The 11782-nt window shown below is 59.4% G+C and carries 10 protein-coding genes and 2 pseudogenes; 4 read left to right on the top strand and 8 right to left on the bottom strand.

The features are described 5' to 3' along the window. Positions 1-326 precede the first annotated feature (326 nt). Complete coding sequence (locus OZ411_RS41550; protein ID WP_282532586.1) at positions 327-1529, bottom strand: alpha/beta hydrolase; 1203 nt, start codon at positions 1527-1529, stop codon at positions 327-329. Positions 1530-1788: 259 nt separating this feature from the next. On the opposite strand from OZ411_RS41550, the gene OZ411_RS41545 reads away from it, so the two are divergent. Then, positions 1789-2367 carry a TetR/AcrR family transcriptional regulator gene (locus tag OZ411_RS41545; RefSeq protein WP_130580449.1) on the top strand — a complete coding sequence of 193 codons (579 nt, stop codon included), beginning with the start codon at positions 1789-1791 and terminating at the stop codon, positions 2365-2367. Between the two features lie 116 nt (positions 2368-2483). Here OZ411_RS41545 and dinB read toward each other — a convergent pair whose 3' ends face one another. The 4 genes from dinB to OZ411_RS41520 all read right to left on the bottom strand — a co-directional run bounded on the left by dinB (position 2484) and on the right by OZ411_RS41520 (position 5069). Next, positions 2484-3557 (bottom strand): DNA polymerase IV, encoded by a 1074-nt coding sequence (gene dinB / locus OZ411_RS41540; RefSeq protein ID WP_282532585.1) that lies wholly within the window; start codon positions 3555-3557, stop codon positions 2484-2486. 105 nt (positions 3558-3662) lie between these two features. Beyond that, entirely contained in the window at positions 3663-3935 is a 273-nt protein-coding gene (locus OZ411_RS41535) for a hypothetical protein (protein ID WP_282532584.1), read from the bottom strand. Between the two features lie 160 nt (positions 3936-4095). After that, positions 4096-4275, bottom strand: a complete 180-nt coding sequence (locus tag OZ411_RS41530; protein WP_282532583.1) for a DUF3072 domain-containing protein — start codon at positions 4273-4275, stop codon at positions 4096-4098. Between the two features lie 575 nt (positions 4276-4850). Beyond that, on the bottom strand, positions 4851-5069 hold the full coding sequence (locus OZ411_RS41520) for a hypothetical protein (RefSeq protein ID WP_282532582.1): 219 nt from the start codon (positions 5067-5069) through the stop codon (positions 4851-4853). A 2285-nt stretch (positions 5070-7354) separates the two neighbouring features. Here OZ411_RS41520 and OZ411_RS41515 point away from each other — a divergent pair. After that, positions 7355-7837 (top strand): hypothetical protein, encoded by a 483-nt coding sequence (locus OZ411_RS41515; protein WP_282532581.1) that lies wholly within the window; start codon positions 7355-7357, stop codon positions 7835-7837. A gap of 406 nt (positions 7838-8243) precedes the next feature. Here the strand turns inward: OZ411_RS41515 and OZ411_RS41510 are convergent. Both OZ411_RS41510 and OZ411_RS41505 read right to left on the bottom strand, forming a co-directional pair. Continuing rightward, positions 8244-8350, bottom strand: a pseudogene (locus OZ411_RS41510) (DNA ligase); the annotation flags it as partial. An 816-nt stretch (positions 8351-9166) separates the two neighbouring features. Continuing rightward, positions 9167-9349, bottom strand: coding sequence for a hypothetical protein (locus tag OZ411_RS41505; RefSeq protein WP_130580458.1), 183 nt, complete (start codon positions 9347-9349; stop codon positions 9167-9169). A 321-nt stretch (positions 9350-9670) separates the two neighbouring features. Here OZ411_RS41505 and OZ411_RS41500 point away from each other — a divergent pair. Both OZ411_RS41500 and OZ411_RS41495 read left to right on the top strand, forming a co-directional pair. Beyond that, positions 9671-9886: pseudogene (locus tag OZ411_RS41500) on the top strand (GMC oxidoreductase); the annotation flags it as partial. 24 nt (positions 9887-9910) lie between these two features. Further along, positions 9911-11146 carry a cytochrome c gene (locus tag OZ411_RS41495; RefSeq protein WP_282532580.1) on the top strand — a complete coding sequence of 412 codons (1236 nt, stop codon included), beginning with the start codon at positions 9911-9913 and terminating at the stop codon, positions 11144-11146. 204 nt (positions 11147-11350) lie between these two features. On the opposite strand, the gene OZ411_RS41490 is transcribed toward OZ411_RS41495, so the two are convergent. Then, the coding region (locus tag OZ411_RS41490) for a porin (RefSeq protein ID WP_282532579.1) at positions 11351-11782 on the bottom strand (432 nt) is incomplete at its 5' end.

The raw sequence follows: 11782 nt of genomic DNA, 5'->3' as shown, positions 1-11782 counted from the left end.
AATTAGAAGCTCGGCGGCCACGAAATGCGCCAGTGCGCTCCAAGTTGCACCATTTTCACACGGCCTGGGCCCGCAACCGACCTTCCGACCGTCGTGTCGAGTGCCGGTTATCGGGGGTAAAGCGGAAGTCGCCGGATGATGCCGTGAAGTCGCAGTTTGACCCAGAGCAGACTCATTTCTCACGACACGTTGGGACGCCACGCGATAACGCCTTCTGTACGGGCACGCACTTCTGTGACGCGAGGCACGTCGCTACACCCTCAAAGCCCGGAGCGCCAAGATAGGGCGCGACGCGTGTTCGCGGATCGTGATTGGCAGGACAGAGGCTAACGGCCGCCAAGTCCAAAATCGCTGGTGTGGTCCGGCCCACCCACCTCCTTGATGAAGGCGAGCAGGAGCGTGCTGAGCCGAACCGGCTGCTCCTGTTGGATCCAGTGACCGGCGCCCTCGATCAGCTCGATGCCACCCATCCTCGTCGCCGCCTTCGTTCTCATAAGATCGACCGCACCTGGCGCCGAATAGGTGCCCCAATCGCTCTTACCGCCGATGAAGAGCGATGGGACATCGATCGTCTTGCCCGAAAACAGGCGCAACTCAGCGTTTAGGTCAGGATCGGAATAGACGCGATAAGCCTGCAGGGCGCCTTGAAACCCAGTGCGGCCATATTCCTCCGTGTACACTCCAAGTTCCGGTTCGGTAAGCCATTTGCAGGCCTGGACCTCGGCGGCGGAAGGTTGGAATGGAGCGACGGTCTGGGGCATCGTCTTGCCAAGATCCTTGACGTAATAGGTGGGCATTTGTGCAAGTTCGATGGCGGTTCGCGCCTTCAACGGATGCGGCTTATTTCCCGGCCAGTCAGCGCTCTTGACGTAGAAAAATGCACGAAGAAACGCATGTAAACCTTGAGGGGCGTGCCACAAGTCATCGTTCGCCTCCCGTGTGCTCAAGTATTGTTGGTAATACTCTCTCGGCGGATCGAGCGCCGCCAGCGCGGCCGCTAACTTTTGGTTTTCAGTGCTCGGCTGGACCGACGATGCCTCGCTTTCCGCGGTGTTGAACGGAAACGCCGGCGGACCGGGGAACGGTGCGCTCATCAGCACCACCGAGGGAAAGACGTCAGGTCGGGCCAGCGTACAATAGGCCGCCACGGGCGAGCCGAAGTCGTGCCCGACGAGCATTACCGTGCGCCGATACCCCAACGCCGAAACCAATCCGAGGGCGTCACGCGTCATATTCAAAAGGCTGAAGGGCGCGAGCGGGACGTCATAGCCGTTCACCCAACCGGTGGTGCGGCCAAAACCCCGCTGGTCGGGCGCCACGACGTGGTACCCGGCGTCAGCCAGAATTGGGATCAGGTGTCGCCAGCCGTAAGCCAAATCCGGAAAGCCGTGCAGGAGCAGCGCGAGCGGCCGACCGGCGCTTTCGTAACCGGCCTCGAGAATATGGACATCGAGGCCGTTGACCCCATGGATCATGCGCGAGCGGACCCCCTCGGGAAGCGTTCCCTCGCCATATGTTGATGTGGTCAAATCAGTTCCTCCTATGGGGTTTGCATGGGCTGGTCGAAGTGAAACCGCAATCAGGCTGGCCGCGCCCATCGCTAAGACAGCTCGTCGGGACGCCGATGGCTTAAAACTAACTGGATGACTCATTTCGAAACGCACCGTCCGCGTGCAGGCGCTTGACCTAGGCTTTGGTAGAGGGGCATCACCAGATTCATATTATGGCGATCACCATAGTATGTCGATCACCATAGTAGCGTCAAGCGAAAGGTGTTACGTTCACGCCATGCCACGTAAGACTGACGCCCGCGCTCGCGCGATTGCCACGGCCGAACGACTGTTTCGCATCCAAGGCTACACTGCGACTGGATTGACCCAGATCATTGAAGAAAGCGGTGCGCCTAAAGGATCGTTCTACTTTCACTTTCCACGCGGCAAGGCACAGCTCGCAGAAGAAGCAATCGATCATTACGTTGCGAGTAGAATTGCGGTATTGCGGAATGTCTCGGCGAATACGACGGGCGATGCTCTGAATTTTGTTCATGAGATTTTCAGCACATTCGCGGCCGAAATGATCGCCTCTGATTTCCAGTATGGGTGTCTGATGCAAAATCTGGCGAATGAGCTACCCGCGCTCGACGCTGAGCTGACCAAACGGGTAGCGCGCGGATTTGTTGATTCGACCGAGATTGTTGCTGAGCATTTTAGGGGGTGCGGTTTCGTTCCCGCGCGCGCATCCTCTACCGCAGCCGCGTTGGTAGCCGCCCTCGAAGGCGCGCGAACAATTGCCCGCTTGGAGCGCACGCCGGCTATATTTGAGGCGCTGGCGGATGTTAGTTGCCAAAGATGCCAACCACCAGAATGACGTGGAGGTTCGCCGTCGCGATAACCTCATGTCGGCTCCTGGACCATCTCGGACATACTGTGAGGTCTGCTTTGATGCTCCTCTTAGGGTTACAGCAGACATCTGCACCGACTGAGCTACAGCGGTATGCTGAGTGGATGCCCTAGTCGGTTCAAAATCCCGAAATCCAGTTGCGGCGGCCTTGCATCGTCTCCGCCTTGCAGGGAAGACAGCGACACCCCCAGGAGGCGCACCGCTTTCGGAAGGGGCATGTTGTCCTTCAGCAGGCTAGTGGCGAGTTGTGCAAGATCGCTGCGGTTCGCGATTGAATAGACGGACCTGCTGCGCGTGATGATCTCAAAGTCGGCGAACTTCACTTTAAGCGTTACCGTCCGCCCCCGAGTGCCCGTCGACTTGCAGTGCCGCCAGACCTTGTCGACCAGCGGTTCGAGCTCCGCTGCCATGGTCTCGAATTCGATTAGATCGGCCGAGAACGTGTTTTCCGCACCGACAGACTTTCGGATCCGGTTCGCTCGAACGGGGCGCTCGTCTACGCCGCGCGAGATCCAGTAATAGTAAGCGCCGGACTTGCCGAAGTTAGCGTTCATGAACTCCAGTGTCTGGTTGCGCATGTCGAGACCGGTGAAGATGCCCAACGCATTCATTTTCGCGCTCGTCGCCGGGCCTATCCCGCGAAATTTGCCCACGGGCAGCCTCTCCACGAAGGCAGGTCCCATTTCCGGCGAGATGACGAATTGGCCGTTCGGCTTGCGATGATCGGAAGCGAGCTTAGCCAGAAATTTGTTGTAGGAGATGCCGGCAGAAGCGTTGAGGTCGGTCTCGGCCTTGATCGTTTCGCGGATGCGCGAGGCAATGTCCCGAGCGAGCGGGATGCCTTGAAGATTTTCGGTCACGTCAAGGTAGGCCTCGTCGAGCGACAAGGGTTCGATGATCGGCGTGTGCTCGGCGAAGATTTCGCGGATCTGCCGGCTGATCGCCTTGTAGACCTCGAAGCGAGGCTTGACGAAGATCAGGTCTGGACACTGCCGCTTCGCCGTGATCGACGCCATCACGGACCGCACTCCGAACTTCCTGGCTTCGTAGCTCGCGGCAGCCACGACGCCTCGCTCCGCCGAGCCTCCCACCACGACCGGCTCTCCGCGAAGGTCCGGGTTGCCGCGCTGTTCCTCGGAAGCATAGAACGCATCCATGTCGATGTGAATATCTTGCGATAGGACGCGGTCGAAGCGCCTTGCTCGGGATCGGGTGGGGCCATGTGCGGATTATATAGGTCCGCAGTCGAGTCGTCGCAGCCGTTAGACCACACCGTCGGGCGGGCACTCCGGACAGGTGTCGCCGATCGAGTCCAGCACTTCGGCGATCGCTATGGCGGCCGTTTGCGACGAGACGCCAGGCGGCGGGTACTCGCGGGCCATGCCGAAGGCGCGATCGCGGGCGTGCGGGTCGGCGCGGTCCTGCATCCACCCATGCTCTTCGCATTCGCGGATGGCGCCGGATTCTTGCAGCACGGCGATAGCCCATCCTTGTAGGGTCCGGATTGCCGCGCGCGGCTCCCTCGTCATCAGCATTTGAAGGCTCCTGGTGCGCCAAACGAATCAGCCAGTTCATCCTGCGTTCCTGCGAGCTAGCACGGGGCAGGGATTCGCAAACGTGGGAGCAGTCGCCTTTCCACGGCGATGGACCCTCAACGCGCACTGGGGTCCTGCCGTTAAGGAGGGCCGGCGCACGCTACCTGGCGAGCCCGGCGTTCTCCCGCAGCGTCCCGATCGCCTTGGTAAGTTCCCTCTCTGTCGGGTCCGGCTCATGCGCCTGCTCAGCAAGGGTCTTGAGGTACGATGCCTGGGCACCGGTCATCGGATCATGTCCTGAAACCCACTCATTCGGGTCCCTCTCCGTATTGTCGGCCATGTGAACCTCCAAAAATCTGGGTGCAGTCCCAACTTGTAACTTGAAAGATTGTTCCCTTTTTGTTCACTTGAGCGGCTGCAGTCCAACGGGGTCTCAATGCCTAGATCTCGAGTTCGTCCGTCGGGAAATCGAATACATGCGCGTCCAGCTCGGGCGTCAGCGAAACGACATTATGAAGCTTCAACGGGCGGGGATCTGTACCGCCTCGGCCGAACTGCTCCTGCAGCGGATGCTCGCGAAGATCGAAGGGCTTTGCGCAGAACGCGACAGGCTTAAGAAGGCGGCGCCAGGGCCGACCGCGGGGAAGGTGCTTGGAGGTCGGAAGTGGTGAAGAGATACTTTTCCGACGCCGAGGATCAGCCGCCGTTCCTCAAAGCTTTGGCCGAGGTTCGAAAGATCGGTGTGCACGAGGGATGGTGCTATCACCAAGTCCAAGCGATCATATTGGCCATAGATCAATATGCCGAGGCCGCGACAGGCAACCGGGAATTTTTCTGGAATAGGCCGCATTCAATCGGCGGTCGGACGCGCGGCGATGATACCCCGTAGACGGCTCCGGCTATGATAGCGCCAGCTCAGTGAACGAACTGCTTTGGCAACACCATCACGATGTTGACCTGGCGCTTCAAGACCTTCGAAGCCGCGATCTGAATTTGAAGCGAGAAGTTGTCCTCGACCCCAGCCGCGGCTTCCTCATCCTTTGCGTAAACGAACAGGATATCGCCGTCGAGTTCGTCGAAGTGAATGCCGGCGAACAGCCGGTCAAACGCCTTCGGGCCAACGATGAGTGCCATCCGGGCTTGTATCGCGTGGTCCTGGACTTCTGTCAGGTTCATGCGCTGGAAATAGGCTGCCTCGACTCGATGCAAGGAGGAGCGAGCGAGTGGTGCGCCTAAGCCTCGCGCAGCTGGCTGATCTCTTTCGCGGTTTGGCAAGCGCTCTGGATCCTGACAACCACGGTCGGTGACGGTCGGCTACAACGTCTTGGAGGGGGACTTGGGAGGCAACGGCGATGCGCGCTCGCCGTTTTCCGCGTGGCTCGCGGCTACGGGGCGATCCAGAATCCGACTCGGATAACCGCCAGGCCGACGACGATTATCAGGATGTCGGTCGTCAACCATTCCGGTATTCGCTTCGCAGGTTCAGCCATGGTTTTGGCCTCCGCTACCGGCACCCTCCGACATCCCGGAGCGAGGCGATATGACCTGCTTCACGAAATCCGGGAAAAAGAGGCAATTTACTTGAAGATGGGGGAGCCGAGCGGCGGCTTTCACTCTCTCGAAGATACGCCGTCGGGCTCGAAATGCGCTGTCCGGCGGCGAAGGTGAGCTGCCCGGCAGGGGAGCCGATCGAGTTGCTTGGGGCAGTGCGCGCACAATTGGTGCTGGAGCGCGGTTTTTCTCGCCTCCCGTAGTTATCCCGTGGTGACTCAGGCGGATTCTGGGATTGTCATGTGTGGTGGTTCGGCGGTGCGGGCGCTGATACTTTGCTCCGCAATCACCGACCAGGGGAGGAGGCCGCCATGCTTGCTGAGAAATTCTTTCTGGTTTTGGAGACTCTCAAAAGTCATGCTTCGGACGGAAGCGTGCGGGTTGTCAGCACGACGCCGCGAGTCCCGGTAAGGCTGCCAACCAAGACAACAGACAAGCAGGTCGCCAACAACTAGGTCCGGCTCACGCTGAAGATCTTTGGCTCTCTCGGTTTCGTCGGCTCGCCCAGCGCCTTTGCTGCCGTCGATGGGTTCAAAATTGCGCCGCCGGGCTAGAAATGCAGTGTCCCGGCGGCGTTTATTTCACTGGTGCCCTGAAATCCCAGTACCACCATCCTAGCAAGACGCTATCGAAGTTTGTGTATGAAATGGCACACACGGTAGTCAAGGAAGCAGCCCGGCCCAGGGGACAAATCCGGACCGAGCTGCCAGGGGCGTTACACACATGGATCCTGCGTGCGACCTTCAACGCAGCCACAAATGGACTGTTCCGCGTGGCTTCGCTAGCTGTGCGGAGGGGCAAGAGGAACTTCGTTCTCGGACGAAGAGGCTAGGGGACCCATAGCCGGAGAAAAACGGCCCGGCCAGGGGGATGGACCGAGCTGCAAGGGTGGCAGGTGCACACATTGTTGCGGAATATGCGTTGTTGCGGAATATGCGTTGTCACAATCTCGGCCAGCGCGGCGTATCTGAGAGTTACCGCGGGGCGGTATGGGGACCTGGTCTTTGCAGGCAGCGGCATCCTGAGTAGCGATCCAACTGCTGCTGCATTGGAGTCCCCGCCCCCCGCCGAGGCAAATGACGGCGCCCTGAGAATAAACGCGCTGTTGTAGACGCAATTCCTGGTCATGGAATCGATCTTCTGGGGGCATAAGAATGTCCTGCGCCGATGCCGCACCAGACATCATGCAGGCGCTGACAGCGATTGCAAAAGCTGATCTCCACATTCACGCATCCCTTCTTCTCAGCGGTCGGGAACCTTGACGGGCCGCGGTGACGCGAGTCGCCATCGGGTAATTGCTCACTGTGACGGCGATTTACTTCCTGCTGCGCTTTTCCGCTGTCGCCCCTTAAGCCGGTTTCGACCAGCCGGTGGTTGCTTCGGCCGGGCTCATTCGAACGACGGATTTCGAACGCCACGCCTTCGGGGTCATTCGCTTGAAACCAAGTCTCCCCGGCGTCCTGGTTGGCGAATATCTTGATGTGATCTTTGTCGCCACCTGCTTGCTGGTATCGACATGACGAACACGGTCATTGGTGCCTCTTGAGCTTTCTCTTGCCGCGGTGGTGATCCTTGCGTGCGGGGTTGAACTGGCGAACGTGCTCGCGGTTCAAAGCCTTCGTGATGCGGATGCGCGCGAACATGGTGGGGCCATTGAGGTCAGCCACCAAGATGAGGGCATCAATCGCGGCTTGCCATTCCGGAGCGCTGGTTTCCTTTTGGGGGGAGGGCGGTGATGCAGTTCGCCGCATCGCGGAGGGAGACCAACCCGCGCCCTCCGTGCTGGGTTGATCGGCTCGTCGCGCAATTGCATGAGAAAGCGACCATCCGTATTAATCACGATGGCCGCGGCGCCTTCTCTTAAGCTCATGACCATCCTCGATGGAGCGGCGGATGGCGAAGGTCTGGTCGAACGCCATCTACGCGCCGGGTGTTCATACGAAACCAATTTCCACCCACGATCCATAGATCAAGCAACCGTTCGCTCCGTTGCCGGCAGTCTGATGACCGATATGGACCGGCGTGTTGAAGCAGCGATACGAATTCCACATGTTCTGAAATTGCACGGTGATATCGATCGCATCGCCGAAGGGCGACGTCGCATTGGTACGCAGCTTTTCAAGGCCGGCTCCGAAGTTGTTTCGGCGCTCGTCGTGGACGCAATTACCGCGGCAGCAGGAATGGTGGTGGCCAGCAGCCGCTGCCAGACCACACAGCAATTTAGTGATGGCTTAGACGTCGCTTGGATTGGCTGCGCTTGGATTGGCCACTCGTCTTCTTTGCAAACAACCGTTTCAACTTGGCTCGCAGGCGAAGAACCTCTTCATACTAGGCCCGCAGATCGTCTCTGATCCACGGCAGTGATGGCGGTTCTTTGCGGCGGTTGCGATTTGGCATACCGGCAACCTAGTGCCGAGTTTTCCCGCCCGCAGCACAATACCCGAATTAAGCAGATGCTGCGATTTCAGGTTAATTCTGGAACCGTCTCAGCTCGAGATCGTCAAGCGTTCCAAACGCCGCTTGCGCGGGCCGCTAGCTGGCACAAGCTACTTCAGTCAAGGTTATCATCCTTCGTCACCGCTGCCTCGTAGCCCTCAGGCACCTCGGGCCGGCTAGCGTCGTCATTCCTCGAATTGCACGATGGGCAGGGCGCTCCGGCACCACCGCAGTTGCAGGCCAGCCGACCGAGCCAGGGCTTCGTCGGATGACCCGCGCAAACCCAGCGGCAGTTGTGGCAGCGAATGCACCACGTCATCCTCAGAGGTCCTCCCGCAGTCCCTTGAGAACGGGTGCCGCACCTTGCCCTCGGCCGATTTCGCCCGGTATTCGATCTCGGCGAGCAGCTTCGGCTCAACCCAGATGCCGGCGCGATCCGCTTCGCATAGGCTGGCGGCCACGAGCACGATCTTGACCGGCTTCGCCTTCAGGGACCGAGAGATGGGTGGTACCGTTCGCTGACGGGGGCGAAAATCTCGCCGCCGATGATCGCCGAGCCGGCTTTCATCAGCGCGAGGGTCGCGACCGGGAGTGCCGCTCACCGAGAGCGCTGATTAGCCCGATCGCGATAGTAAAGGCACCGAGAGCAAACCAAATTGGGAACATATCGGACTGAACCGGTGAAACAGCAATTATCCAGCCGCCAAAACCAACTAGCATGACAGAGATTAAATGCGTCACGGCGGTGTCCACGCCCGCTTCCTTTCGCGTCAATTGTTTGCTTTCGAGATCGTCACATTTTTTCTTGCCAGGCGATAGGATCACGTGCCGTGGTCGCTTTAAGGCAAGAGCGCGCATAAACAGGCGAGTGGTGCCTAGTATTTGTCGCGCAAATTCTAAGTCGGAGCACGCATTCCTGGCGAAGTCAGCCACTTGTTGACTTGAGAGGCGACATCTATCTGGCGTGCTTTCCGCAGAAGCTCGTCGCGGCGAATGCTTCGGGGCATGCCTTCAGCCTGTTTGCGCAAGTTGATCGCCTCTTGCGTTAGGCGGAATTCGAATGTGGATGATGACAGCTTGAAACGTCGCCGAACCGGCACAGCGGTGCTCCCTGTGTGATTGGGCGGGAGCGCAACGGGCGTTCTCATCACCGATAGAAGCCATGGGCCGGGCGGTGATGTAAGCGACTAGACACCCATTTCAGCCGGGAGTCGACATAAATTCGCGTCAGGCGCTTCGAATGGTCAAATCGGACACCGAAGCAAGTAGAACAGGGCGCTATTCCCTTCGATCTGAGCCGTTTCCCGCGAAGTCTCATGGCCGCTCATCAACAGCATGTCGGCTTCCCAGACCTGCCACTCCCACTTCTGCGGGAGAAGAGCAATCAGCGTCACTTCAAGCATGCGCATCGCGGGAAGTTTGGCCATACAGCCTATATGCGCTCCTGACCGTCAACATTCCAGTGGTCAATAGCAGCCTTCATGTCGCGTCTCGTCGGGTCGTTCACCTCTTTGCGCCATTGCGACCGCCGAGCCTACGAGGCTGACCGCGCGTTGATCCTTGCGAGCTCGCGACGCTCGTCATCCGACAACTGCCCCCCCGCACTGACTGCAGAGCTGCCTGAAAACGTCATACAACTTGCTTCGCAACTTCGACGACTTCGGTGTCGTCAAATCCACGGGAGTCCAAGAGAACCGGCAGTGAGAAACTGATCTGACCGCTCTCGAACTGAAACGCCAAGCGAACGCGGCGGTGCCATTATGGGCGTCGAGCCCAAGATCAGCGCCCTCAATCGCTATTTGCAGAGCTGGGACGTGCCCAACCTGTTCGTCATGGGTGCCACGGCCTTCCCGCAGAACCCCGGATATAATCCCACGGATACCGTGGGCGCACTCGCCTATTGGGCGGCAGACGCGATCGTAAACCGCTACCTGAAGAGTCCCGGCTCGCTCGTGCAGATTTGACGGCCAGCACTCCGAGGTATTGGCATGAGAATGCGCAATCTGATGATTCTTGCGCTCGCGGCCTGCGGGATCGGCCTGACTGCCGCGCGCGCGGCGGAAGACAACCAGGCGTTCGAGAAGATCGAGCGCGGCCGGTATCTCGCCGTGCTCGGCGATTGCGCCGGTTGCCACACCGCGCCGGGCGGTAAGCCTTTTGCTGGCGGCGCTGCGCTGGAGACGCCATTCGGAAAATTGCTCGGTCCAAATATTACGCCGGATGTTGCGACGGGAATCGGTGCCTGGACCGAATCGGATTTGTGGCGGGCGATGCATGAGGGGATTGGTAGGGATGGGGTTCGCCTCTATCCGGCAATGCCGTGTCCCGCCTACACCAAGGTTACTCGCGAGGACGTATCAGCGATCTGGGCTTATCTGCGCACATTGGAGCCGGTGCACAACGAGGTTCAGCCGAATCAGCTCAGGTTTCCGTTCAATGTCCGCCGACCGGCAACATCCACCTGGGATTTGATCAATTTCAAGCCCGGGGTGTTTCAATCCGATCCGACAAAGTCGGATGTGTGGAACCGTGGGGCCTATCTGGTCGAAGGCCTCGGCCATTGCGGTACCTGTCATACACCGAAGAACATCACGGGCGGCGATCGGGGTGGAGAAGCCTTGCAGGGCGCATTGTTGCAGGATTGGTATGCGCCGGATCTGACCGCGGATCCCCGTATGGGCATCGGTCATTGGTCCACGGAAGACATCGTCCGCTATCTTAAGACCGGTGCCAACTCTTTTGACATTGCGTCCGGGCCGATGGCCGAGGCCGTTGAGAACTCCACCTCTCATATGACAGATGCCGATCTTCTCGCGATCGCCACCTATCTGAAGGATCGTGCTCCTCGAGGCCCGAACACGGCCGTTGCGCTGGCGCACGATGACACACGCATGGTGGCGGGCAAGGCAGTCTATGAGAACCGTTGTGCGCCATGCCACATTTCTAGCGGCGCGGGCGTTCCAACCCTATTCCCGCGCCTGGCACAAGCGCCCCTGGTCCAATCCACTGATCCGACCTCCTTGATTCGCGTCGTTCTGATCGGCAGTCGCGCTGTCGCCACTTCAGCTGCCCCGACCGCACCCGCCATGCCATCCTTCGGTTGGAATCTCAGTGACACAGAGATCGCGGACGTCCTGACCTATGTTCGCAATACCTGGGGAAATGCCGCGTCAGCAGTCCAGTCTACGGACGTCAGTACGCTGCGTGGCCGCGTGTCTCGATAACATCGAGCACCGCTGCGTTCGAACCTTGGCGGACCGACCGAGCGCGCTCGCCATACCTGTGGTAAATCAATCGGACATACCGATGTTGCAGTCCCCACGCCACGGACGTCAGCCATCTTGCTTTAGCTGTCCAATGCCCCGTTTTTACCGACGCCTAAATCAAGACATACCGAGACTTGTCAGGTCTATTCGCTGAAAAAAGCCTCAGAAGTTCCGCTGGGCACGAAGCTGCAGGTGAAACGTGTCCTGGTCTTTGAACTCGTAGCGCGCGGTAGGCTTGGGGGCCGAAGTGCCGAGGACCGCGGAGCCCTGGAATTTCTGATCGAGGTGGAACCACATGAATTCGGCGGAGAAAGTCAGGTTCTTGACCGGGGTCCAGCGGGTGATGACACCAAGCTGCGACAGGTTGAAGTCGGGGTTGCAGACGTAATCCGCGCTGACTGCCTTGGCGGGGGTGGTGTAGTTCGCGCACATGAAGGCTTTGGCCGCGCCGTCATAGCGGACGGCCACATACGAGCCGAACAGGCTCGACGACCAATAGGGGTCCCAGTTGTGGTTGAACGCCCCGCGAACGCCAAAGGCCTCCGTCAGATGCAGCGAGCCGTCGCCGCCGGCTGCGACCGGCAGATAGACGGC

The sequence above is a fragment of the Bradyrhizobium sp. Arg237L genome, from assembly GCF_029990105.1.
GTDB lineage: Bacteria > Pseudomonadota > Alphaproteobacteria > Rhizobiales > Xanthobacteraceae > Bradyrhizobium.
Note: the sequence above shows the minus strand (reverse complement) of the source record. Positions and strands in the feature narration are given on the sequence as shown.

Bases quoted from the DNA above. Each gene is read 5' to 3' on its own strand.
- OZ411_RS41545 (WP_130580449.1), top strand. From the start codon at position 1,789: ATGCCACGTAAGACTGACGCCCGCGCTCGCGCGATTGCCACGGCCGAA.
- dinB (WP_282532585.1), bottom strand. From the start codon at position 3,557: ATGGATGCGTTCTATGCTTCCGAGGAACAGCGCGGCAACCCGGACCTT.
- OZ411_RS41535 (WP_282532584.1), bottom strand. From the start codon at position 3,935: ATGCTGATGACGAGGGAGCCGCGCGCGGCAATCCGGACCCTACAAGGA.
- OZ411_RS41530 (WP_282532583.1), bottom strand. From the start codon at position 4,275: ATGGCCGACAATACGGAGAGGGACCCGAATGAGTGGGTTTCAGGACAT.
- OZ411_RS41520 (WP_282532582.1), bottom strand. From the start codon at position 5,069: ATGGCACTCATCGTTGGCCCGAAGGCGTTTGACCGGCTGTTCGCCGGC.
- OZ411_RS41515 (WP_282532581.1), top strand. From the start codon at position 7,355: ATGACCATCCTCGATGGAGCGGCGGATGGCGAAGGTCTGGTCGAACGC.
- OZ411_RS41505 (WP_130580458.1), bottom strand. From the start codon at position 9,349: ATGGCCAAACTTCCCGCGATGCGCATGCTTGAAGTGACGCTGATTGCT.
- OZ411_RS41495 (WP_282532580.1), top strand. From the start codon at position 9,911: ATGAGAATGCGCAATCTGATGATTCTTGCGCTCGCGGCCTGCGGGATC.